At 73.6% G+C, this 22,685-nt stretch carries 18 protein-coding genes, 1 pseudogene and 1 riboswitch; of the genes and pseudogenes, 4 read left to right on the top strand and 15 right to left on the bottom strand.

Annotated elements, in window-relative coordinates:
* Positions 1 to 68 precede the first annotated feature (68 nt).
* From NMK44_RS14240 to NMK44_RS14230, 3 genes are read right to left on the bottom strand one after another with little or no spacing between them, the layout of a single operon-like run.
* Entirely contained in the window at positions 69 to 695 is a 627-nt protein-coding gene (locus NMK44_RS14240; protein ID WP_254743361.1) for a response regulator, read from the bottom strand.
* Between the two features lie 47 nt (positions 696 to 742).
* Positions 743 to 2,047, bottom strand: coding sequence for a sensor histidine kinase (locus tag NMK44_RS14235; protein ID WP_254742700.1), 1,305 nt, complete (start codon positions 2,045 to 2,047; stop codon positions 743 to 745).
* Positions 2,044 to 3,036 carry a hypothetical protein gene (locus NMK44_RS14230; protein ID WP_254742697.1) on the bottom strand — a complete coding sequence of 331 codons (993 nt, stop codon included), beginning with the start codon at positions 3,034 to 3,036 and terminating at the stop codon, positions 2,044 to 2,046. The genes NMK44_RS14235 and NMK44_RS14230 overlap by 4 nt, the downstream gene beginning before the upstream one ends.
* Positions 3,037 to 3,273: 237 nt before the next feature.
* On the opposite strand from NMK44_RS14230, the gene NMK44_RS14225 reads away from it, so the two are divergent.
* Positions 3,274 to 4,824, top strand: a complete 1,551-nt coding sequence (locus NMK44_RS14225; RefSeq protein ID WP_254742694.1) for an aldehyde dehydrogenase (NADP(+)) — start codon at positions 3,274 to 3,276, stop codon at positions 4,822 to 4,824.
* A 136-nt stretch (positions 4,825 to 4,960) separates the two neighbouring features.
* Entirely contained in the window at positions 4,961 to 6,007 is a 1,047-nt protein-coding gene (locus tag NMK44_RS14220; protein ID WP_254742692.1) for an aminotransferase class V-fold PLP-dependent enzyme, read from the top strand.
* A 90-nt stretch (positions 6,008 to 6,097) separates the two neighbouring features.
* Here NMK44_RS14220 and thpD read toward each other — a convergent pair whose 3' ends face one another.
* The 4 genes from thpD to ectA form a co-directional block, all read right to left on the bottom strand.
* The gene (gene thpD, locus NMK44_RS14215; protein WP_254742690.1) at positions 6,098 to 6,985 is read right to left on the bottom strand and encodes an ectoine hydroxylase; all 888 of its coding nucleotides are present in this window, start codon (positions 6,983 to 6,985) and stop codon (positions 6,098 to 6,100) included.
* 4 nt (positions 6,986 to 6,989) lie between these two features.
* A complete protein-coding gene (locus tag NMK44_RS14210; protein WP_254742688.1) occupies positions 6,990 to 7,394 on the bottom strand; it encodes an ectoine synthase in 405 nt (134 codons plus the stop codon).
* 40 nt (positions 7,395 to 7,434) lie between these two features.
* On the bottom strand, positions 7,435 to 8,700 hold the full coding sequence (ectB, locus tag NMK44_RS14205; RefSeq protein WP_254742685.1) for a diaminobutyrate--2-oxoglutarate transaminase: 1,266 nt from the start codon (positions 8,698 to 8,700) through the stop codon (positions 7,435 to 7,437).
* Between the two features lie 139 nt (positions 8,701 to 8,839).
* Positions 8,840 to 9,385 (bottom strand): diaminobutyrate acetyltransferase, encoded by a 546-nt coding sequence (gene ectA / locus NMK44_RS14200; protein ID WP_254742682.1) that lies wholly within the window; start codon positions 9,383 to 9,385, stop codon positions 8,840 to 8,842.
* Positions 9,386 to 9,874: 489 nt separating this feature from the next.
* On the opposite strand from ectA, the gene NMK44_RS14195 reads away from it, so the two are divergent.
* Together NMK44_RS14195 and NMK44_RS14190 are read left to right on the top strand one after the other, a co-directional pair.
* Positions 9,875 to 10,987, top strand: a complete 1,113-nt coding sequence (locus NMK44_RS14195; protein ID WP_254742679.1) for an amidohydrolase family protein — start codon at positions 9,875 to 9,877, stop codon at positions 10,985 to 10,987.
* Between the two features lie 211 nt (positions 10,988 to 11,198).
* Complete coding sequence (locus tag NMK44_RS14190; RefSeq protein WP_254742676.1) at positions 11,199 to 12,092, top strand: SCO1860 family LAETG-anchored protein; 894 nt, start codon at positions 11,199 to 11,201, stop codon at positions 12,090 to 12,092.
* Between the two features lie 288 nt (positions 12,093 to 12,380).
* Here NMK44_RS14190 and cobC read toward each other — a convergent pair whose 3' ends face one another.
* The 8 genes and pseudogenes from cobC to NMK44_RS14150 form a co-directional block, all read right to left on the bottom strand.
* Positions 12,381 to 13,433, bottom strand: coding sequence for an Rv2231c family histidinol phosphate aminotransferase CobC (gene cobC / locus NMK44_RS14185; protein WP_254742673.1), 1,053 nt, complete (start codon positions 13,431 to 13,433; stop codon positions 12,381 to 12,383).
* Positions 13,423 to 14,265, bottom strand: a complete 843-nt coding sequence (locus tag NMK44_RS14180) for a sirohydrochlorin chelatase (RefSeq protein WP_254743359.1) — start codon at positions 14,263 to 14,265, stop codon at positions 13,423 to 13,425. The genes cobC and NMK44_RS14180 overlap by 11 nt, the downstream gene beginning before the upstream one ends.
* A gap of 564 nt (positions 14,266 to 14,829) precedes the next feature.
* Positions 14,830 to 15,231: pseudogene (locus NMK44_RS14175) on the bottom strand (cobalamin biosynthesis protein); the annotation flags it as partial.
* Entirely contained in the window at positions 15,152 to 16,597 is a 1,446-nt protein-coding gene (locus tag NMK44_RS14170) for a cobyrinic acid a,c-diamide synthase CobB (RefSeq protein WP_254742670.1), read from the bottom strand. The gene NMK44_RS14170 and the pseudogene NMK44_RS14175, both read right to left, overlap by 80 nt.
* Complete coding sequence (gene cobO / locus NMK44_RS14165; protein ID WP_254742667.1) at positions 16,591 to 17,187, bottom strand: cob(I)yrinic acid a,c-diamide adenosyltransferase; 597 nt, start codon at positions 17,185 to 17,187, stop codon at positions 16,591 to 16,593. The genes NMK44_RS14170 and cobO overlap by 7 nt, the downstream gene beginning before the upstream one ends.
* Positions 17,187 to 19,370 (bottom strand): putative cobaltochelatase, encoded by a 2,184-nt coding sequence (locus NMK44_RS14160; RefSeq protein WP_254742664.1) that lies wholly within the window; start codon positions 19,368 to 19,370, stop codon positions 17,187 to 17,189. The genes cobO and NMK44_RS14160 overlap by 1 nt, the downstream gene beginning before the upstream one ends.
* Positions 19,371 to 19,416: 46 nt before the next feature.
* Positions 19,417 to 20,949 (bottom strand): cobyric acid synthase, encoded by a 1,533-nt coding sequence (locus tag NMK44_RS14155; protein ID WP_254742661.1) that lies wholly within the window; start codon positions 20,947 to 20,949, stop codon positions 19,417 to 19,419.
* Entirely contained in the window at positions 20,946 to 21,944 is a 999-nt protein-coding gene (locus NMK44_RS14150; protein ID WP_254742658.1) for a cobalamin biosynthesis protein, read from the bottom strand. The genes NMK44_RS14155 and NMK44_RS14150 overlap by 4 nt, the downstream gene beginning before the upstream one ends.
* 156 nt (positions 21,945 to 22,100) lie before the next feature.
* Positions 22,101 to 22,252, bottom strand: a riboswitch (cobalamin riboswitch).
* Positions 22,253 to 22,685 lie beyond the last annotated feature (433 nt).

The following is a 22,685-nucleotide window of genomic DNA, read 5'->3' as shown; positions in this document are numbered from 1 at the left end:
GCCGTCCCGCCCCCTCCTCCTCAGCAGACCACCCCCGGGGCTCAGCCGACCACCCCCGGGGCCGGATGTCAGCCGGGGGTGACGAAACCGCACTCGTACGCCGCGATGACCGCCTGGGTGCGGTCGCGGACGCCGAGTTTGGCGAGGACCGAGGCGACGTGGGTCTTGACCGTGGCCGGGCCCACCGCGAGCCGCTCGGCGATCTCGGCGTTGGTCAGCCCGCGGGTGATCAGCCGCAGCACCGCGGCCTCCCGCTCGGAGAGCCGGCCGAGGATCTTCGCGGCCCGGGGGTCGGGCTCCGCGCGGGTGGCGGCGTGCTCGGCGGCCAGCGCCCGTACGGCCGCCGGGAACAGCAGCGAATCGCTGCGCGCCACCAGCCGTACCGCCTCCACCAGCTCCTCCGCGCGGGACCGCTTGAGCAGGAAGGCGCTGGCCCCGGCGCGCAGCGCGTCGTACACGTAGGCGTCGTTCTCGAAGGTCGTCACCACGATGATGCGCGGCGGCTCCGGAACGGTGCGCAGGATCTCCTCGGTGGCCTGGATGCCGTCCCCCTCGGGCATCCGGACGTCCATCAGCACCACGTCCGGCCGCAGCCGCAGGGCCAGTTGGGCGGCCTCGGTGCCGCCGCCCGCCTCGCCCACCACCTCCAGGTCCGGTTCGCTGGAGAGGATCGCGCGCAGCGCGGTGCGCACCATCCGCTCGTCGTCGGCGAGCAGCACCCGCAGCGCGGGCGGCGGGGCGGTCACCGGGAGACCTCCAGCGGGAGCCGGACCGACAGCCGCCACACCTCGTCGTCCGCGCCGTCCGGGCCCCAGGCACAGACACCGCGCAGCAGTGCCGTCCGCTCGGCGATCCCGCGCAGCCCCCGGCCGCCGCCGGTGCGCTGTTCCCGGGCGGTGCCGTCCACCGGGTTCTCCATGCTGATCTCCAGCTCCTTCCGTGGTCCGTCCTCGTCCGCCTCGTCCGCGGTCCAGGCGATGCGCAGCCGCACCGGCACCTGGCCCGCGTGGCGCAGCGCGTTGCTCAGCCCCTCCTGCACGATCCGGTACGCCTCTCGGGAGACCACCGGGGGCAGCGCGCCGAGCGGGCCGGGCGCCGTCAGCTCGACGGATACGCCCGCGGCGCGGGTGCGGTCCAGCAGCCCGTCCAGATCGGCCAGGGTGGGGGAGGGGGTGGTGGCCGCCGCGGCCCCGTCCCCACCGTCCCGCAACAGACCGAGCACGGTGTCGAGTTCGCCGACCGCGCCCCGGCTGGTCTCCTCGATGGCGGTGAGGGCCTGCCGGGCGAACTCCGGGTCGGCGTCCAGCACTTTGCGTGCGGCGCTCGCCTGGAGGGTCACCGCGCTGAGCGCGTGGCCGACCGAGTCGTGCAGCTCCCGGGCGAGGCGGTTGCGGGAGGCCAGCCGGGCCGCCCGCGCCTCGGCGGCGGCCAGCCGTTCGGCCGGGACCGCGCCGAGCAGTCCGGGCGCACAGCGGGCCAGGAGCGCCCCGGCACCCACGGCGGTCGCCACCACCACGGCCAGCAGCAGGAGTCCGGCGGCCGGGGCGGCCACCGCGACGGCACCGTCCCACGCGGTCGGCCAGCCCAGCTCCCGGGCCTCGGAGGCACCGGCGAACGGCAGGAACAGCAGCAGCAGCGCGGCGGGCGGCAGGGACAGCGTCACCGCGCTGACCAGCCCGCCGACCGCCAGGTGCAGGACGTACCAGATGGAGGTGCGGCTGCGGGCGTCCCATGAGGTGGCGGGGGCGGTGGCGAGTTCGGCCGACGCGGGCAGCCCGCACAGCGAGCGCGCCGCGGTCGCCTCCAGCGTCCGCACCAGCGGGAAGAGCGCGGTGACGGCGGCCGGGGGCAGCGCGACGGCGTAGGTGATGAGCTGCCAGCCCAGCGATCTGAACGGATTGGCGCCCGGGATGGCCGACAGGATCACGCTGGCCAGCAGGAAGTACGGCATCAACAGGGCGCCGCCGAGCACCAGATGGACCCAGCGCAGCCGGGTCCGCCGCCCCAGCGCCGCCCGTGCCGTCCGCCGCCACCACGCGCCGGTCACGGGGTGTCGCACTCCACGGCGAGGTCCGCACCGGCGGTGTGCCGCCGTGCGCCGAAGAAGTACGCACCGGCCGTGAGGACCAGCAGCCCGATGATCATCTGCACAGCGTAAGTCACCTCCATCAGCGCCGTCGGGGCTTCGGCCTCTTCCCCGGCCGTCAGCCCGGCCACCGTCAGCCAGCCGCCCCAGCAGGCCAGCGCCCCCGATCCGATCCAGACCAGGCCCAGCGGAACGGCCAGCCGGACCCGCCCTCCGGCGCGGAAGGCGACCATGAGCAGGCAGACGGCGGTGACCAGGGCGAAGAGCGCGAACATCGTCTCCAGGACGTAGAAGTCACCGGTGCGGTCACCGGCCCTGTCCGCGCTCAGCCCGGTGGCCGAACCCCCGGCCCACAGCAGGTGCACGGCGGCGGGCAGCAGCAGGAGCGCGGCGGTGAGTACGGCGGTGAGGCGCTGCGCCGTACCGGCCGGGCCCCGCTCGGGCAGCTCGGCGATCCGGCCGCGCCACAGATGCCCCCAGCGGTCGCGGGCGTACGGTACGAACAGCGCGCCCAGCGCGAGCCCCTGGACGATGAATCCGCCGTAGACGACGCCGTAGACCCAGTCGGCCAGGAACTCATCGTGTCCCTCGGCGCCGTCGGCACGGCCCCCGCCGAGGCCGACGGCCCGGGCCGCAAGCTGGGCCGGGAAGCCGACCATGATCGGGGCGAGCAGACCACAGGCGGTCCAGACCGGCAGGACCAGCAGCCAGGCGGGCACCCGCCTGCCCCAGGGGCGGGTGAACAGCAGGGCGAGGACGACGACGGCGGCGTCCATGAGGAGGGTGACACCGTTGAGGACGAGCATGGTGGTGTGCCGTCCGTCGTCGAGCAGTTCGCTGCCTTCGGGGATGCCGAGATGACTGCCCGCCATCCAGGCCGTCTTGAGCGCGATGTACGGCAGGACGGAGACAATGGCGACGGCGCGCAGGACGGATCGGGATTCGGTCATGCCCCGAGGATCGCGGTCGGCGGCCCCGTCGCGCCTCGGCCCGCCCGGTGATCCGTATCCGCCGCGCGGGGGAGCGCGGCGTCCTCCTCGTCAAGGCACCGGCACCGCCTTGACCCCCCAGTTCGGCCGGTCATAGAGTCCCGATGGCAATTCACCATCCGGGACAGCGTTCAGCGCATCGAACAGCAGTCGAGATGCGAGACGCAAGCAGTGGATACACAGCAGGAGGAATCCGCGGTGTCAGCACCAGTGTGGAGCGTCGACCCCCGAACCGGAAAGCAACGGGAACAGGTGGCCGTCGAGGCCACCGCCGATGAGGTGGACCGCGTGGTGTCGGCCGCCCACGCGGCCCGTGGCGCCCTCGCCGACCGTACGGTACGCGCCGCCCTGCTGCGCACTGCCGCCGAACTCCTGGACGCCGCGCGCGATGTCCTGGTCGAGGCCGCCGACGCGGAGACCGCGCTCGGCCCGGCCCGGCTCAACGGTGAACTCGCCCGTACCACCTACCAACTGCGGTCCTTCGCGGACGTGGTGGACGACGGCGGCTTCCTGGACATCCGCATCGACCACGCCGACCCCGCGCAGACCCCGCCCTGGCCCGATCTGCGCCGCCACAAGGTCCCCCTCGGCGTCGTCGCCGTCTACGCCGCCAGCAACTTCCCGCTGGCCTTCTCCGTACCCGGCGGCGACACCGCCAGCGCCCTGGCCGCGGGCTGCCCGGTCGTGGTCAAGGCACACCCCGACCACCCCGTCACCTCCGAACTGGCCGCCGCCACCCTGCGCCGCGCCGCCGAGCGGGTCGGACTGCCCACCGAACTGATCGCCGTGGTCCACGGCTTCGACGCCGGTCTCGACCTCGTCCGCCATCCGCTGGTCGCCGCCGCGGGCTTCACCGGTTCGATCCGCGGCGGGCGCGCCCTGTTCGACGCTGCCGCGGCGCGGCCGGTGCCGATCCCCTTCCACGGCGAACTGGGCAGCCTCAACCCGGTGGTGGTCACCGAGGCCGCCGCCGCCGAGCGGGCCGAGCAGCTCGGCGCGGGCCTCGCGGGCTCCATGACCCTGGGCGTCGGCCAGTTCTGCACCAAGCCCGGTTTCGTCCTCGCGCCCGCGGGGGAGACCGGCGACCGGTTGGTCACCGCCCTCACCGACGCGGTCAGCAACACCGACCCCGGGGTGCTGCTCGACCACCGGATGCGCGACGCCTTCCTCGCCGGGATCCTGGAGCGCACCGAGCTGCCGGAGGTGAAGGCCCCGGTCACCCCGGGCGCGGGCAGTGAGCACACGGTCAGCGCGGGCTTCCTGACCGTCCCGGCGCGGCTGCTCGCCGCGGAGGGGCCGCACGACATCCTGCTGGAGGAGTGCTTCGGCCCGGTGACCGTGGTCGCCCGCTATGACGACGACGCCGAGATCACCGCCGTCCTCTCCCGGCTTCAGGGCAATCTCACCGCCACCGTCCAGATCTCCGCCGCCGAGGCCGAGGAGGCGGACGGCCGGGCCGCCGCCCTCCTGGCCGAGCTGACCCCGCTCGCGGGCCGGGTCCTGGTCAACGGCTGGCCCACCGGTGTCGCCGTCGCCCCCGCCCAGCACCACGGCGGCCCCTACCCAGCCACCACCTCCACCTCCACGTCCGTCGGCGGCACCGCCGCCGAGCGCTGGCTGCGGCCGGTCACCTACCAGGACACCCCGGCCGCCCTGCTGCCGCCGGAGCTGCGCGAGGACAACCCGCTGGGGCTGCCCCGCCGGGTCGACGGCGTCCGCGAGCAGCGGAGCCCGGACCCGACCGGCTGATACCGGTCCGCACCCCCTCCTCCCCGGGCGCCGAGGGAACATCGCAGGTCAGAGGGGATCCATAAGGATCGCTTGAAGACATGCGTCAACAACGCGCAATGGACGTGGGGGTGCGGCCGTCCCATAGTGGATGGGCATGGAGAGCCTGTCCGGCGCGGAGTTCGCGCCACAGACGACGTACCTCAACACCGCGTCCAGCGGTCTGATCCCCGCACGCTCCGTAGCCGCCATGAAGGCGGCCCTCGACGACGCGGCGGCCGGGGGCCCCGCCGCCGACGTGGCCTTCCAGGCCGTCGAGGAGACCCGCGCCGCCTATGCCCGGATCGTCGGTGTACCGGCCGACCGGGTCGCCACCGGCGGCTCGGTCGCCGTCTTCGCCGGAATGATCGCCGCCTCGCTGCCGTCGGGCGTCGAAGTCCTGGCCGCCGAGGGAGACTTCAGCTCCCTGGTCAACCCCTTCGCCGTCCGCCGTGACCTCAAGCTGCGCACCGTCCCGCTGGAGGAGATCGCGGACGAGGTACGGCCCGGCACCGCGCTGGTCGCGGTCAGCGCCACCCAGTCGGCGGACGGCCGGATCGCCGATCTGGAGGCGATCCGCGCGGCCGCCCGCGCCCACGGCGCCCGCACCCTGGTGGACGCCAGCCAGGCCGCCGGATGGCTGGCGGTCAACGCCGCCGAGGCCGACTACACCGTGTCCGTCGGCTTCAAATGGCTGATGTGTCCGCGCGGGGTCACCTTCCTGACCGTGCCCGAGGACCTGGGCGGCCTCACCCCGGTCTTCGCGGGCTGGGTCGCGGGGGAGCGGCCCTGGGACAGCTGCTACGGGCCGGTGGCCGAGCTGGCCCACTCCGCGCGCCGCTTCGACGAGAGCCCGAGCCTGTTCTCCTACGTGGCCGCCCGGCACTCCCTCGCCCTGGTCGAGGAGCTGGGCACCGGGGCCATCGCCGCCCATGACCGCGCGCTCGCCGACCGCTTCCGCGCCGGGGTCACCGCACTGGGCCACACCCCGGTGGCCGCCCCCGGTTCGGCGATCGTCTCGGTACCGGGGCTCGGGGACGCCGCGCCCCGGCTGGCCGAGCGGGACGTCTACGTCTCGGCGCGGGCCGGGAACCTGCGCGCCTCGTTCCACCTGTACAACACGGCGGCCGAGGTGGACCGGCTGCTGGAGGTGCTGGCGGGCTGATCCCGCGGGTCCGGACACGCCTGAGGGGAGCCGGGACGTCCCGGCTCCCCTCAGGCTCACACCTGCGTCAGCTGTGTCAGCGGTGTCAGCTCACCGCACGGGGGTGAAGTCCCGCGCGCCGATGTACTCCGGCCGGCGGATGGGCGCCGCGAACGGCTCCACCGCCGTGTTCTCCACGCTGTTGAACACGATGAAGACATTGCTGCGCGAGTAGGGCGTGATGTTGTCACCCGAACCGTGCATGGCGTTGCAGTCGAACCAGGTGGCCGACCCGGCCTTGCCGGTGAACAGCCTGATGCCGTGCTTGTCGGCGAAGGCGGTGAGCGCCTCGTCCGACGGGATGCCCGCATCCTGCATCTGGAGCGACTTCTTGTAGTTGTCCTTCGGCGTCTCGCCCGCACAGCCGAGGAACGTGCGGTGCGAACCGGGCATGATCATCAGCCCGCCGTTGGTGTCGAAGTTCTCGGTCAGTGCGATCGAGACGGACACCGTCCGCATGTTCGCCAGACCGTCCTCGGCGTGCCAGGTCTCGAAGTCCGAGTGCCAGTAGAAGCCCGAGGCCCCGAAACCCGGCTTGACATTGATCCGGCTCTGGTGGACGTACACGTCCGAGCCCAGGATCTGGCGGGCCCGGCCCACCACACGCTCGTCGCGGACGAGGTTCGCGAAGACCTCGCTGATCCGGTGGACCTCGAACACCGACCGGACGGCCTTCGACTTCGGCTCGATGATCGAGCGTCCGTCGGCGCGCACCTCCGGGTCCTGGGTCAGCCGGTTCAGCTCGTTCCGGTAGACCGCGACCTCGTCCGGGGTGATCAGCTCTTCGATCGCGAGAAAACCGTCGCGGTCGAAGTCGCTGAGATCGGACTCCGCGATCGGGCCCGGGGCGCCGGGCTCCGACCACACCACCGGGTCCACCCGGGGTGTGGCCACCTCGGTTGCACCTCGGGTCGGATACAGGTCAGTGACCGTGGTCATCAGATCAGACCTCCTCGTCCTCTGTGATCAGCGGGTATACGCCGTTCTCATCATGGTCCTCCCGTCCGGTGATCGGGGGGTTGAAGACACAGACGCAGCGGAAGTCGGTCTTGGGCCGCATCGTGTGCTTCTCATGGCCGTCCAGCAGGTACATGGTGCCGGGCGTGATCCAGTGCTTCTCGCCGGTCTCGTCGTTGGTGAGCTCCGCCTCGCCCTCGACGCACAGCACGGCCTCGATGTGGTTGGCGTACCACATGGAGGTCTCCGTGCCCGCGTACAGCACGGTCTCGTGCAGGGAGAAGCCGACCTTCTCCCGGGCGAGCACGATGCGCTTGCTCTCCCAGGTGCCGGTCTTGGCCTTGACGTGGCGCTCGGTGCCCTCGATGTCCTTGAAGGATCGGACGATCACGGTGAGTTGCTGCCTTTCTCTGTGGTGCTGTTTCGGAAGGTCAGGCGGTTTCGCGGACCGCGCGGGCGAGGGTCCGCAGGCCCTCGTCCAGCTCCTCGGGGGAGATGGTCAGCGCGGGCAGCAGTTTGACGACCTCGCTCTGCGGGCCCGAGCTCTCCACGAGCAGTCCGAGCTCGAAGGCGCGGCGGCACACGGCGGTGGCGCGGTCCTTGTCCTCGAACTCCAGGCCCCAGACCAGACCGCGGCCACGGAAGTGGGCGCCGGACTGCTCCTCGTCGCAGATGGCACGCAGCGCCTGCTCGACCTGCTCGCCGCGGGCCACCGTCTGCTTCTCCATCTGGCCGTCGGACCAGTAGGTGTCCAGGGTCGCGGCGGCGGTGACGAAGGCCGGGTTGTTGCCGCGGAAGGTGCCGTTGTGCTCGCCCGGCTCCCAGATGTCCAGCTCGGGCTTGAACAGGCACAGCGACATCGGCAGGCCGTAGCCGCTGATGGACTTCGAGACGGTCACGATGTCCGGGGTGATGCCGGCCTCCTCGAAGGAGAAGAAGGCACCGGTACGGCCGCAGCCCATCTGGATGTCGTCCACGATCAGCAGCATGTCCTGGCGCTCGCACAGCTCGGCCAGGGCGCGCAGCCACTCGGGGCGCGCGACGTTGATGCCGCCCTCGCCCTGGACCGTCTCGACGATCACGGCGGCGGGCTTGTTGAGACCGGAGCCCTGGTCCTCGAGCAGCCGCTCGAACCACAGGAAGTCCGGCACGGTGCCGTCGAAGTAGTTGTCGAACGGCATCGGGGTGCCGTGGACCAGCGGGATACCGGCGCCGGCGCGCTTGAACGCGTTACCGGTGACGGCCAGCGAGCCCAGCGACATGCCGTGGAAGGCGTTGGTGAAGGAGACGATCGCCTCGCGGCCCTTGACCTTACGGGCCAGCTTCAGCGCGGACTCGACCGCGTTGGTGCCCGTCGGGCCCGGGAACATGACCTTGTAGGGCAGGTCACGCGGGCGGAGGATGTTGTTCTGGAACGACTCCAGGAACGCGCGCTTGGCGGTGGTGGACATGTCGAGTCCGTGCGTCACGCCGTCGCGCTCGATGTAGTCGATCAGTGCGCGTTTCAGCACCGGATTGTTGTGGCCGTAGTTGAGCGACCCGGCACCGGCGAAGAAGTCGAGGTAGGTGTGGCCGTCCTCGTCGTACATGTGGCTGCCCTGGGCGCGGTCGAAGACGGCGGGCCAGCCACGGCAGTAGCTGCGCACCTCGGACTCCAGGGCCTCGAAGACGCTCAGGGCGGGCGGGGTGATGGTCACAGCATTCTCCTGGGAGATGAGTGTTGCGCGGGGGTGCGGAGTGTGGTGGTGGAACGAAAAGAGTTCGGGGCCGCCGCGGACCGGGTCCGCGGGCGGGAGCGGCACCGGATCAGCGGTGATCCGGACCGCCGGGACCGGATCAGGTCCGGTCGGCGAGGGGGCCGATGCGGTACAGCACCTCGGGCTCATGTCCTCCGTCGGGGAACAGCTCGCCGTGGAAGAGCACCTCACGCTCCACCGGCGCACCGTGCCGTTCGGCGAACGAGGTGAACAGCCGGTTCGAAGCGGTGTTGTCCGGGGTGATCGTGGTCTCGATGCCACGGACCCCCATCCCCGCGACGCGCCGGGTCAGCCCGTCGAGCAGGGTGGCGGCCAGTCCGCGGCCGCGGAATGCGTCATCGACGGCGACCTGCCAGACGACGAGCGTCTCGGGGCGCTCGGGGCGGATGTAGCCGGTGATGAAGGCGACCGGTCCGCCCGTGGCGTCGCGGGCCACCACGGAGGTGGCTGCGAAGTCACGGCACCACAGGAGGTAGCTGTAGGAGGAGTTGAGGTCCAGGGTCTTGGAGTCGCGGGCGATTCGCCAGATCGCGGCTCCGTCCTCGACGCGAGGTGTGTCGAGGGTGAGGCCCTCCGGCAAATCCAATTCTTCGCTACGGGCTAGGTCTGCTTGTGCGGCGGTCATGCAAATTAAATTTACCGAGCTGAATCGGAAAATGCATCGTGGGGAGGGGTTACGCGAAGGGGGGTGGCTGTGTTATCACGCGGGCCCGTGCGTACGCGCGGCGGATCGCTGAAAAGCGTTGGTTTGTACGGGAGTTAGTGGGGCGAATCCCCGGGCGTGTGGAGTCTGTCACATCTGCGTAACCGGCCCGTAGCGGGCCTGAATTCTGGGTTCCGGAGCGTGGGAAAAATCTGGGTTTAAGGTTCCGGGGACGGGGCAGACGATGATGGGAAGCTGTACTGGGAATGCGTCACGAATTTATCTTTTGGCGACCCCGAATTCAATCATCCACAGAGAAGTCCGAAGGAACACCACGGTGAAGTCGCCGGGAAGTCGCCGGGAAGTCGCCGGGAAGTCGCCGGGAAGTCGCCGGGAAGTCGCCACGTCCTGGAGAAGATCGGCGCGGAACGCCCGGGGAATCGGTGTCTCGTGTCTCGTACAGTGCGTGACATGAGGGATAGCGCGGTGCTGCACATCAAGGGCAGGGTCCTGGTGGGGCCGGGGGACGAGCACGCTGCCGGGGGTGGTGTCCGGGACGAGATGTGGGTGGTCGACGGCAGGATCACCTTCGAGCGTCCGGCCGGGGCCCGGGATGTCCGGCTCGTCGAGGGCTGGGTGCTGCCTGGTCTGGTCGATGCCCACTGCCATGTCGGTCTCGATGCCCACGGCGCCGTCGACGAGTCCACCAGCGAGAAGCAGGCGCTCACCGACCGTGACGCCGGGGCGCTGCTGCTGCGGGACGCCGGGTCGCCCGCCGACACCCGCTGGATCGACGACCGTGAGGATCTGCCCCGCATCATCCGCGCGGGCCGTCACATCGCGCGTACCAAGCGTTATATCCGCAACTACGCGCATGAGATCGAGCCCGAGGACCTGGTCGCCTACGTCGCGGCGGAGGCCCGCCGCGGTGACGGCTGGGTCAAGCTGGTCGGCGACTGGATCGACCGCGAGACCGGCGATCTGACGGCCTGCTGGCCGCGCGGCGCGGTCGAGGCGGCCATCGCCGAGGCCCACCGGCTCGGCGCCCGGGTCACCGCCCACTGCTTCGCCGAGGAGACCCTGGCCCCGCTGGTCGAGGCCGGGATCGACTGCATCGAGCACGCCACCGGGCTGACCGAGGAGACCATCCCGCTGTTCGCGGAGCGCGGTGTCGCCATCGTGCCGACACTGGTCAACATCGCCACCTTCCCCCGGCTCGCCCTCGGCGGCGAGGCGAAGTTCCCGCGCTGGGCGGACCATATGCGCCGGCTGCACGCACGCCGCTACGAGACGGTCCGCGCGGCCTACGACGCGGGCATCCCGATCTTCACCGGCACCGACGCGGGCGGTTCGCTCGCCCACGGCCTGATCGGCCAGGAGGTGGCCGAGCTGGTGAAGGCGGGCATCCCGGCCCGGGACGCGCTCTCCTCGGCCACCTGGGGAGCACGCGCCTGGCTGGGACGGCCGGGCCTCACCGAAGGGGCCGCCGCGGACTTCGTGGTCTACGAGACGGATCCGCGGGAGGACGTGCGGGTGCTGACGTCGCCGCGGCGGGTGGTGCTGCGCGGGCGGGTCGTGGCCTGACCGTTTTCGATCAGCGCATCGAACTCGGCGCCGAACCCCACCCGTTGGGATGAACGGACCGCATGTGTCCGCCGGTTTCCCCTCGGTGCCGCAAATATGGCGTGGTCGAGGCCGTCGGCGCCCGTGGAGTCCCCCGCGGCAGGCGCCAGCGGCTCCATGTCTCCAGTGGGGGTCAACTCACGTGTCCAGTTCCAGCAGTACCTTCTTCGGCATGCCCGCCCGCCGTCTGGCGGCCGTCACCGCCGCCGCGGCCGTCTCCGTCCTGGGCGCCCTGCCCGCGGGGACCGCGCATGCCGACACCGCCAAGACCACCGGCAAGGCCGACGCGGTCGTGCTCCGCACCGACCTCAACGTCGCGCTGCTCAACAAGACGGTGTCCGCACCGCTCGCCGTCGTCCTCAACGAGGTGCACGCACCGCAGACCGCCAGTAAGACGGCGCTCTCCGCGACCCTGGACGGGGTCGACGGCGGCAAGCCGTTCAATGTGCTGCGCGCCGATGTGGCCACCGCGAAGGCGGCCGTGGACAAGCAGCGCGCCGAGGGCTACTCCAACCTCGTCAACGCCAAGGTCCACGTACCCGGTCTCGCCAACATGCCGCTCATCCAGGTGCAGCAGGTGACCTCCAAGGCGGTCTGCGCCGCCGGGAAGCGGCCCACGGCCGACTCCAACCTGCTCGGCAGCGCCACCGTGCTCGGGAAGAAGATCAACCTGACCGCGGGCGGTTCCACCACGGTCGATGTGCCCTCGGTGGGCACGGTCCGGCTCGATCTGTCGAAGACCTCGGTCACCTCCCGCACGGCGGCGGCCACGGCCCTGAACCTCAAGGTCTCGGTCAACCCGCTCAAGCTGAATGTCTCCGAGGTCAACGGCCAGGTCACCCTGGTCCGTGCGACCTGCGAGTCGCCCGCGGCGGCGGATGAGCCGGAGGCCCCGGAGGTGGGCAGCCAGGCCAAGCCCGACCCGAAGCCGGACGACCTGGCGGAGACCGGTGGCAGCTCGGCCACGCCGTACCTGATCGGCGGCGGCGCCCTGCTGCTGGCGATGGGCGCGGCCGCCGTCGGCCTGTCCCGCCGCCGCCGCGCCGGGGCGGACGCCGACGCGTAACCGGTGTCCCGGCCCCGGCCCGGCTCGCGCCGTGACGACACCGCGAGCCGGCCCGGGACCGGCCGGGCGGACCGGACCGGCCGCGCCCGGTGGCCGGTCGGTTCGGGCGTCACGCCCGGGGTGCCGGGTCGGCTGATGGGTGGCACGCCGGAGGCGAACCCGCTCCGTGGGCCCGCCGGGGGCCAGGACCCCGGGCCCACGGCCGGCGGCACCGGGCCGGGGGCTGGGTCGGGTGCCAGGCTCCGGTTCCGGTGCCGTGCGCGTCCGGCCGGGTCCGGCTCCCGCGTCTCAGCGGGCCCGGTCCGCCAGTGCCTTGGACAGGGCGATGACGAAGCGGTCCGTTGTGGCGCGGTCGCGGACCGCGAGCCGCAGCCAGTCCGGGCCCAGGCCCGGAAACGTGTCACCGCGCCGGACGGCGAAGCCCAGCTCCCGCAGCGCGTCGCGCAGCGCGGCCGCGCCCGGGACCCGGATCAGTAGGAACGGTCCGGCCGCCGGGCCGCACACCCGCACCTCCGGGAACTCCGCCAGCCGGGCCGCCAGATGGGCCCGGTCGTCCGCCGTCCGCTCCGCCGCCCGCTCCGCCTCGGCCAGCGCCGGAGCCCCACAGCATGCCTCCGCGGCCACCAGGGCGGGCGTGGACACCGGCCACAGCGGCTGCACCCGCTCCAGCGCGGCGATCGTTCCCTCGTCGGCCAGGACGTAGCCGATGCGCAGTCCCGCCAGCCCCCACGTCTTGGTCAGACTGCGCAGCACCACCAGCCCCGGGACATCGGTGCGGGACGCCAGCGACTCCGCCTCACCCGGCACGGCGTCCATGAACGCCTCGTCCACCACCAGCGTCCGCCCGGGCCGGGCCAGTCCGGCCACCGCATCGGCGGGGTGCAGCACCGAGGTGGGGTTGGTGGGGTTGCCGAGCACCACCAGGTCCGCGTCCCGCGGCACCGCGGCCGGGTCCAGCCGGAAGCCGTCCCGTTCGTCCAGGACCACCCGCTCCACCTGGTGCCCGGCGTCCCGCAGCGCGGCCTCCGGCTCGGTGAACTGCGGATGCACCACGACCGGCCGCCGCGCGGCGACGGCCCGTGCCAGCAGGACGAACGCCTCCGCGGCTCCCGCCGTCAGCAGCACCCGCCCGACCGGCACCCCGTGGCGCGCCGCGACCGCCGCGCGGGCCGCCCGCCCGTCCGGGTACGCGGCGAGTCCGTCCAGGGACCCGGCGATCCTGGCCTTGAGCCACTCCGGGGGCGTATCGGCCCGGACATTGACCGCCAGGTCCGTCAACGCGCCGTCGGCACCGCGGACTTCGGCGTCCCCGTGGTGCCGCAGATCGAACTCAGCGGACATCGGCGTGTGCGTCCGGGTGGGCGAAGGCGTGGTCCTCGGAGCCGAAGCCCGCCCGGCCGGAGGCGCCCGCCGCCTCCTCGTAGCGCGCCATGACGACCTCCGGCAACGCATCGGCCGGGCCGATGGCGTCGGCGGCCAGCACCTCGACGTCGGGGTGGGCCAACTGCCAGCCCTCCGCCTGTTGCCGCACCCGATCCAGCGCGTCGCCCGGGAAGACGGCGTACGGCAGCACGATGACGCGGCGCGCCCCGAGCCATGCGCAGCGGTCCAGACCGGCCGGCACGTCCGGCGCGGCGAGGGAGGCGAAGGCGACCTCGACGCCTGCGAAACCGCGGCCCTCCCACAGCATCCGGGCCGCCCGGTGCACCTCGGCGTTGGCCTCGGTCAGCGGTGAACCGCCGCCCACCAGCAGCACGGTGGTCCCGGCCCGGTCCGACACGGGCCGCGGGCCGCCGCCCAGCGCCTCGTCCAGCCGCCGTTCCAGTACGTCGAGCAGGGTGGGGTGGGGGCCCAGCGCGGGGGCGCAGGAGAACGACACCTCGGCGTGCCGCTCCGCCTCCTGGGCGAGCGCGGCGGCTATGCCGTCCCGGGGGTGCTCCACGGGTATGAGGGTCAGCGGTACGACGGCGAAACGGGTCACCCCGTCCTCGACGAGGCCGCTGACCGCGTCGGACAGGGGATACGCGCCGCCGCCCGGTCCGGTGAGGCCGCCCCCCACGGGCAGATCCGGGTGGCGGGCGGCCATCTCCTCGACGAAACGTCGGAAGACGGCGGCGCGCCCGTCGTCCCGGGTGCCGATGCCGGCGATGAGCAGCGCTGGCGGAGTCGTCACGAGCTCTCCTTGGTGGTGCAGGTAGTGCGGGGTCTCACGGCGAACGGCGGTGCGACGGGGGCCGGTTCGCCCCGGAGACGTTACTGACGGATCCCGCTCCGCGCGACAGCAGGGCACCACTGCCCGTCCTGGGCGGATTTGCCGCCGCGGCCCGGCCGTCCACCCCGGGTTCACCGGGCCGCGCGGGCACGCCGTCCCGCGCGGGATCACCACGCGGCCGGGGTGTGGCATTCCCCCGCCACCCGGACTCGAAGCACCACCCGACTGTGACGTGCGCCCGACCCGGCTGGGGCCGGGGTGTTGCGGGGTAGGGCGGCTGACCCACACGTCCCCGGCGTCCCGCTCACCGGGGTCCGTGCCCGGTCCGGGGCGAGGCGTACGGCCCGGTGTGCTCCCGCGCGGTGGTGGCTTCGGGCCGGGGTGTGCGGGGGCGGTGTCCCCCGCGGACGCGTCGCGCCCCGCGAGGGCCTCGGCCGACCCGGTTCCGGGGCCACCGCGGCCGGTGGCCACCGCGCAGGTGGCGTGGGACGGGCCGTTCCGGGGGGTGGAGACGCGCTTGGGGACGAGGAGTTCGGCGGCCGGGCCCGCCGCCAGCAGTGCCGCGGCCTCCGCGACCCCCGGTGTGCCCACCGCGGCGAGGGTGGTCGCGGACGGGGTGGGGACGTCCACCGTGGCGAGGGCCGACGCCGGGTAGCCGCGCAGCGGGACGCCCAGGCGCTCGGCCGCGCGCAGCAGCCCCGGCTCCGTGGCCCTGGACGCGATCGTCGCCAGCGCGGCGATCCGGCCGAGGGGAAGACCCTCGGCGGCGAGGACCGACGCGATCAGCTCGGTGATTTCCTCAGCGGACACCCCCCGGCGGGCGCCGACCCCCACCACCAGCTCCGGTTCACCCCGCGCGGCTGGCACAGGAGACGCATCCGGCGACGAACCGGGCCGCCACGGACGGGACCGCGGCCCAGTGGACATGGAGGTACGAGGCGTGCACCCCGCCCTGGGCGAACCCCTCGATGCGGCGCTCCGGGTGGACGATGCCCCAGGCGGGGTCCGGCCCCGCGCCCGGGATGATGGCGGTGCGGTGGAACTCGTGTCCGCGCACCCGTGTCCCGGCGACGGCGAGAGCGGTGTCGGAAACGGCCACGGCCTCACGGTAGCCAAGGGTCAGCCGGTCCGACATCCGTGCTTCTCCCTCAAGCACCCCGCACATCGGCTGCCCGTCGAGCGAACGCGCCAGATACAGCAGCCCGGCGCACTCGGCCGCGATCGGCGCGCCCGACGCGGCCAGCCGGACCATCTCCGCCCGCAGCGGCTCGTTGGCCGACAGCTCGGGCGCATACACCTCGGGGAAGCCGCCACCGATCACCACGCCCGCCGTGCCCTCCGGGAGACGCTCGTCCCGCAGCGGGTCGAACGGGACGACCCGCGCCCCGGCCGCGGTGAGCAACTCACCGTGCTCCGCATAGGAGAAGGTGAACGCGGGGCCGCCCGCGACCGCGACCACCGGACCGCCGACGGCGGGCACGGCGCCCGCGACCGGCGCGGCAGCCGTGGCCCGTATCTCCGCCACCGGATCCCACACCGGCCCGGACAGCGGCGGCGCGCTGCGCGCCAGCGCCAGCAGGCCGTCCAGATCGCATCCCTCGCGCACCCGCGCGGCGAGCGCGGCCGCCGAACCCACCGCCTCCGCCCGCCGCTCGGCCACCGGCACCAGCCCCAGATGGCGGCTGGGCGCCCGCACCGCGTCCGTACGGCGCAGCACGCCGAACACCGGGACGCCCGACCCCTCCAGCGCCTCGCGCAGCATCACCTCGTGCCGGTCCGAACCGACCTTGTTGAGGATCACCCCGGCGACCCGCACCTCCGGGTCCCAGGAGGCGAAGCCGTGGACCAGCGCGGCCACCGAACGCGACTGCGAGGACGCGTCCACCACCAGCACCACCGGGGCGCGCAGCAGCTTGGCCACATGGGCCGTGGAGGCCAGCTCACCCTGTCCGGCCGCCCCGTCGAACAGGCCCATCACCCCCTCGACCAGGGCCAGATCACAGCCTGCCGAACCGTGCAGGAACAGCGGGGCGATCCGGTCCGGACTACAGAGGTAGGCGTCCAGGTTCCGGCCGGGACGGGAGCCCCCACCGGCGGAGCCCACGCCGGGAGAACCGGCGGACCGGGACACGGCCAGCGCGTGGTAGCCGGGGTCGATGTAGTCCGGTCCGACCTTGTGCGGGGAGACATCCAGCCCCCGCTCCGCGAACGCGGCCATCAGCCCCGCGGTGACGGTCGTCTTGCCGCTCCCGGAGGAGGGAGCGGCGATGACCAGACGGGGAACGTTCACCACTCGATGCCTCGCTGGCCCTTCTGACCGGTGTCCATCGGGTGCTTGACCTTGGACATATCGGTGACCAGATCGGCGAAGTCCAGCAGTGCCGCCGGTGCGTTGCGCCCGGTGATGACCACGTGCTGGGTCCCCGGCCGGTCCCGCAGCACCGACACCACCTCGTCTGGGTCCACCCAGCCCCAGTGCATCGGATACGCGAACTCGTCCAGCACGTACAGCCGGTAGGTCTCCGCCGCGAGATCCCGCTTGACCTGCTCCCAGCCCTCGCGCGCGGCCTCCTCGCTGGACGCCATGTCGCGCTGGACCCATGACCAGCCCTCGCCCATCTTGTGCCATGCCACGGTCCCCCCTTCGCCCGAATCGCCCAGGACGCGCAGCGCACGCTCCTCGCCGACCCGCCATTTCGCGGACTTCACAAACTGAAATACACCGACCGGCCAGTTCTGGTTCCACGCCCGCAGCGCCAGCCCGAACGCCGCCGTGGACTTCCCCTTGCCGACGCCGGTGTGCACGAGCACCAGCGGACGGTTGCGGCGCTGGCGGGTGGTCAGTCCGTCGTCGGGGACGACGGTCGGTTGTCCTTGCGGCATCAGGCGGCCCTCCGTGTGGTCGAAACGTTCCGTACATCGCGGACCAGCGCGGTCACCCGGTCCGCGCGCAGTTCGTCCAGCGTCACCGGTGTGCCCCGCAGCTCCCGGGCGAGCGCCCCCGCGAGGCCGAGCCGCACCGGCCCGGACTCGCAGTCCACGACCACCGAGGCGATCCCGTCGCCCGCGAGCAGCCGCGCCGCCTGCCCGGCCCGCGCCACCGGCGCGTTCGTGGCGTCCCGCCGTGCCGTGCCCTCCCGCCGGGCCTCGGTGGCCCGTCCGTCGGTGACCACGACCAGCAGCGGCCGCCGTGAGGGGTCCCGCAGCCGCTCGACCCGCAGCACCTCGCGGGCCTTGAGCAGCCCGGCGGCCAGCGGGGTCCGGCCACCGGTGGGCAGCCGCTCCAGCCGCGCGGCGGCCGCGTCCACCGACGAGGTGGGCGGCAGCGCCAGGTCCGCGTCCGTACCCCGGAAGGTGATCAGCCCGACCTTGTCGCGCCGCTGATAGGCGTCCAGCAGCAGGGAGAGCACCGCGCCCTTGATGGCTCCCATGCGCTTGCGGGCGGCCATCGACCCGGACGCGTCCACCACGAACAGCACGAGATTGCCCTCCCGGCCCTCGCGCACCGCCTCGCGCAGATCGTCCCGGCGCACCAGCAGCCCCGGACCGCGGCGCCCGCGCGCGTGCTGATGCGGGGCCGCGGCCCGTACGGTCGCCGTCAGATGGAGCGAGGAGAGCGTGGCGCGGGGGCGCCGGGCACCGGTGGTGCGACCGTGCGCGGTGCGGGCGCGCGACCGCCGTCCGGCCGCCCCCTCGCCCAGGCCCGGTACGTCCAGCCGCCGGGTGCGGAACGGTTCGGCGGCGCCCACGGCCGCCTTCTCACCGCCGCCCGCGCCCGCGCCGCCCCCGGCCTCCTGGGGCGTCCCGGTGTCGTCCGCCGCCTCCGCTTCCGCCTCGCCCTCGCGCGGACTGGGGACGGACGGCTCGGGCTCCGACGGCGACGGCGGCTCCTGCGCGCGGTCGTGCGGAAGCCCGCCGCCGGGGCCGCCCTCCGGTCCGCCGGGCCCGTCGTCCGGGCCGTCAGGTCCCCCGTCCGGGCCGTCACCGTCGCCGTCGGTGTCACCTTCCTCGGAGCCGGGACCCCCGTCCGGCTCCGGCGGCTCCGGCTCCTCGTCCTCGAACCGCCGCAGCACCTCGTCGAGTTTGTCCTCGTCCAGCCCCGGCGCGTCGAACGGCGCCCGGCGCCGCCGGTGGGGGAGCGACAGCAGCGCCGCCTGGCGCACGTCCTCGGTGCGCACATCCGTCCGGCCCGCCCAGGCGGCCAGCGCCGTGGCCGTCCGCGCGGTCACGATGTCCGCGCGCATCCCGTCCACCTCGAACGCGGCACAGACCGCCGCGATCTGGCGCAGCGCCCGGTCGCCCAGGACCACCTCCGGCAGCAGGGCGCGCGCCGCGGCGATGCGCTCGCGCAGACTGCCCTCGTCCTCCGCCCAGCGCCCCGCGAACCCGGCCGGGTCCTCGTCGTACGCCAGCCGCCGCCGCACCACCTCGACCCGCTCCTCGGTGTCGCGTGACGCGGTGACCTCGACCGTCAGCCCGAAGCGGTCCAGCAACTGCGGCCGCAGCTCGCCCTCCTCGGGGTTCATGGTGCCCACCAGGAGGAAGCGCGCCGCGTGCCGGACCGAGACGCCCTCGCGCTCCACGTAGGAGGCGCCCATGGCCGCCGCGTCCAGCAGCAGGTCGATCAAGTGGTCGTGCAGCAGGTTGACCTCGTCGACGTAGAGCACCCCGCGGTGCGCGTCGGCCAGCAGCCCCGGCTCGAACGCCTTGACCCCGTCCGCCAGCGCCCGCTCGATGTCCAGCGCGCCGACCAGCCGGTCCTCGGAGGCGCCGACGGGCAGTTCGACCATCCGCGCGGGCCGCGCGGTGCCGGTGCCCGGCTCATGCGGCCCGTCCGGGCACCCCGGATCGGGCGCCGCCGGATCGCAGGAGAACCGGCAGCCGGGGACCACCCCGACCGGCGGCAGCAGCGCGGCCAGGGCACGGACGGCCGTGGACTTCGCGGTGCCCTTCTCCCCGCGCACCAGGACGCCGCCGACGGCCGGGGAGACCGCGTTGAGCAACAGGGCGAGCCGCATGTCGGCCATCCCGACGACCGCGGTGAACGGATAGGTGGCGGTGGTCATTCGGCGGTACCTCCAGCGGTCGTGACGCGGTCGCGGTCCGGGATGCTCACTTCGCTCCTCCTGGCGCCCCGGGCGGTACGAAGGGCAGCCCGTCCGGCAGGCCGTCCTCGATCAGCCGCAGCAGCGCGTCCGTGTCGGCGTGCTCCTCGATCAGATCGCCCAGGCGGTCGAGCTGCTCCTCGCGCAGCTCCCCGAACCGGGTGTCGGGCGCGGGGACGAACGCCCGGCCCGCCGCGGCGGCCACCCGCCGCAGGAAGGCCCGCCGGAAGCCGTCGCTCTCCAGCGAACCGTGCCAGTGGGTGCCCCACACCGAGCCCGCGCGGCAGCCGTCGAGGAAGGGTTCGTCGCCGCCGTCGAGGAGTTCGGCGACCCCGTGGTGGATCTCGTAGCCCTCCACCCGCTCGCCCAGGGCCTCGCCCACCGGCCGGGCGAGGGTCTTCTCCACCGCGAACCGCACCCGCACCGGCAGCAGTCCGAGGCCCTCCACCGTTCCGGCCCGTGACTCGACCTCGTCCTCGATACGCCGCCCCAGCACCTGGAAGCCACCGCAGATGCCCAGCACCGGCCGCCCCTCGGCGGCCCGTCGCACAAGGGCGTCCGCGAGCCCGCGCTCGCGCAGCCACGCCAGCGCCCGGACCGTGCCGCGGGTGCCCGGCACGACCACCAGGTCGGCGTCGGCCAGTTCCTCGGGGCGGTCCACGAAACGCACCACCACACCCGGTTCGGCGGCCAGCGCGTCCACATCGGTGAAGTTGGACATCAGGGGTACGGCGGTCACCGCGACTCGGAGTATGTCCGCGCCGTGCGGCGGGGCGACCACGCTCTCGCGCACCGCGCCGCGCAGCGACACCCGCAGCCCGTCCTCCTCGTCGATGCCCAGGCCGTGGGCGAACGGCAGCACCCCGAGCGTCGGCCGCCCGGTGAGCCCGCGCAGCATCTCCAGACCGGGCTCCAGCAGGGTCACATCGCCGCGGAACTTGTTGACCACATAACCGGCGATATGGCGCTGGTCCTCCGGGGACAGCAGCGCGGTGGTCCCGAAGAAGGACGCGAACACCCCGCCGCGGTCGATGTCCCCGACCACCACCGCCGGGATCCCGGCGGCCCGCGCCAGCCCCAGGTTCACGATGTCGGTACGGCGCAGATTGATCTCGGCGGGGCTGCCCGCGCCCTCGCAGATCACCGCGTCATGGGTGCGCCGCAGCTCCTCCAGACAGGCGGTGACCGTCTCCAGCAGCCCTTCGCGCCGCTCCGCGTGGTAGCCGCGGGCGCTCATCTCGCCCACCGGCCTGCCCAGCAGCACCACCTGGCTGCTGCGGTCGCTGCCCGGCTTCAGCAGTACGGGGTTCATCAGCGCGCTGGGCTCCACGCGTGCGGCGGCCGCCTGCATGGCCTGCGCCCGTCCGATCTCCGCACCGTCCCGGGTGACGAAGGAGTTGAGCGACATGTTCTGCGCCTTGAACGGTGCCACCCGTACGCCCTTGCGGGTCAGCCAACGGCAGATGCCCGCCGTGACCACGCTCTTGCCCGCGTCCGAGGTCGTCCCGGCGACGAGCAGCCCGCCCCCTGTTCCGCTCATCGTTTCCCTCTCCGCTCGCCCGGTCCGCCCGGGACCCCGCCCCTGTCGGACAGAACCCTGCCCACCACCAGCCGTGCAGTCACCGACGTCAGCAGGGCCAGTGCCCCCACCCGCCGCGACAGCCGCACCGCGCGGTCGATGTCGGCGGTGCGCACCGCCCGTCCGTCACCCATCACCGGCCGGTGCTCGACGCGGCCGGCGTACGCGAGGGTGCCGCCGAGGCGTACCCCGAGGGCGCCCGCGAACGACGCCTCCACCGGGCCCGCGTTGGGGCTGGGATGGCGCCGTCCGTCCCGCCGCCAGGCCCGCCGGGCACCGCGCGGGTCGGGGCCCGCGACCGTCGCCAGAACGGCCGTCAGCCGCGCGCCCGGCCAGCCCGCGACATCGTCCAGCCGGGCCGCGGCCCAGCCGAACCGGCGGTAGCGCGGGGACTTGTGGCCCACCATGGCGTCCAGGGTGTTCACGGCCCGGAAGGCGACGAGCCCGGGTACTCCGGCCACCGCCCCCCACACCAGGGCGCCCACCACGGCGTCGGAGGTGTTCTCCGCGACCGACTCCACCACCGCGCGGGCGATCGCCTGCGCGTCCAGTGCCTGCGGATCGCGTCCGCACAGGTGCGGCAGCCGCTCCCGGGCGGCCTCGACGTCCCCGGCGGCCAGCGCGCCGCCGACGGCGCGGGCCTCGCGCCCCAGCGTCGTACCGCCCAGCACGGCCCAGGTGGCGGCGGCGGTCAGGGCGATGTCGGCGCGGTGGCGCCCGGCCACCGCCCGTCCGGCACGCGTCAGCAGCGCGGCACCGGCGGCCGCGCCGCCCGCGCACAGCACGGTGTGCAGGGCCCCGTAACCGCGGTGGTCGCGCCACAGTCGGCGCTCGGCGGCCAGGGCGGCCCGCCCGAACGCGGCCACCGGGTGGCCGCGGCGGGGGTCGCCCGTGGCGAGGTCGCCGAGGAAGCCGAGAGCGGCGCCGCACGCGAACGAGGCGTGATCGGCACGCATCCCTCAGCCCGCCGTCGTGCCTCGGGAGAAGGGGATGCGCGGGGTGTCCGCGTCCAGTGGGCCGCGGAGCGGCGGGGGCGGCGGCGTGGCGATGCCGGGCATGGCGGTATGTCCTCACTCAGGGTCCGCGCCCTGGTTCGACGTGACCGGCGGGGAGAGTCTCCTGGCTCCCGGATCCGCGGCTCTCCCGGTCTTCCAGCTCCGTGTACGGACCAGCCGTACGGACGAGCCGTGACCCCGTGCAGGCGATGGGAGAGCGCTCCCCGGTGACAGTGGCGGGACCGCGCCGGATTCGCACCGGCTTCCTCTGCTGCCGCCGTTTGGCTCCGGAAGTCCACCATGGGCCGCGAAGGGCCGTCAACTCGCCCATGACCTGCGACGCACGAGTGTGCCTAGGGCGTGTCCGCAAAGTCGCGTCGGATCAGCCCGCGGCGTCAGGGGGCACCTCCCGGCGGTAGCCGGGGGAGCGTGCGATCGCAAGGCGGAGGGTCGTCCTCGCGGGGGTACCCCCGGACGGAGTCTGGGGGCGGGCCTACTCGGATGATCCCGACAACGCAGCGAGCGTGCGTGCCAGGCGTCGCGGGCCCGGCGGGACTTTGCGGACACGCCCTAGGTGTGCTGTCCCGGCACGTTGGTGACACGCGTGCTGGGTGCTTGAACGAGGTGAGGGCCTTCTGGCTCGGTGTGGATTGCGACATCTACGCCGATGGCAGGAGGCCCTCGTGATCCACCGTAACGCCC

The organism is Streptomyces cucumeris (assembly GCF_024295805.1).
GTDB classification, from domain to species: Bacteria; Actinomycetota; Actinomycetes; order Streptomycetales; family Streptomycetaceae; genus Streptomyces; species Streptomyces cucumeris.
The sequence above is the reverse complement of the archived record's forward strand: the minus strand, read 5'-3'. Positions and strand labels throughout refer to the sequence as shown.

Excerpts from the sequence above, each read along its gene's own strand:
- NMK44_RS14240 (WP_254743361.1), bottom strand. The coding sequence starts at position 695 with ATGGTGCGCACCGCGCTGCGCGCGATCCTCTCCAGCGAACCGGACCTG.
- NMK44_RS14230 (WP_254742697.1), bottom strand. The coding sequence starts at position 3,036 with ATGACCGAATCCCGATCCGTCCTGCGCGCCGTCGCCATTGTCTCCGTC.
- NMK44_RS14220 (WP_254742692.1), top strand. The coding sequence starts at position 4,961 with ATGGAGAGCCTGTCCGGCGCGGAGTTCGCGCCACAGACGACGTACCTC.
- thpD (WP_254742690.1), bottom strand. The coding sequence starts at position 6,985 with ATGACCACGGTCACTGACCTGTATCCGACCCGAGGTGCAACCGAGGTG.
- ectA (WP_254742682.1), bottom strand. The coding sequence starts at position 9,385 with ATGACCGCCGCACAAGCAGACCTAGCCCGTAGCGAAGAATTGGATTTG.
- NMK44_RS14195 (WP_254742679.1), top strand. The coding sequence starts at position 9,875 with ATGAGGGATAGCGCGGTGCTGCACATCAAGGGCAGGGTCCTGGTGGGG.
- NMK44_RS14190 (WP_254742676.1), top strand. The coding sequence starts at position 11,199 with ATGCCCGCCCGCCGTCTGGCGGCCGTCACCGCCGCCGCGGCCGTCTCC.
- cobC (WP_254742673.1), bottom strand. The coding sequence starts at position 13,433 with ATGTCCGCTGAGTTCGATCTGCGGCACCACGGGGACGCCGAAGTCCGC.
- cobO (WP_254742667.1), bottom strand. The coding sequence starts at position 17,187 with ATGCCGCAAGGACAACCGACCGTCGTCCCCGACGACGGACTGACCACC.
- NMK44_RS14160 (WP_254742664.1), bottom strand. The coding sequence starts at position 19,370 with ATGACCACCGCCACCTATCCGTTCACCGCGGTCGTCGGGATGGCCGAC.
- NMK44_RS14155 (WP_254742661.1), bottom strand. The coding sequence starts at position 20,949 with ATGAGCGGAACAGGGGGCGGGCTGCTCGTCGCCGGGACGACCTCGGAC.
- NMK44_RS14150 (WP_254742658.1), bottom strand. The coding sequence starts at position 21,944 with ATGCGTGCCGATCACGCCTCGTTCGCGTGCGGCGCCGCTCTCGGCTTC.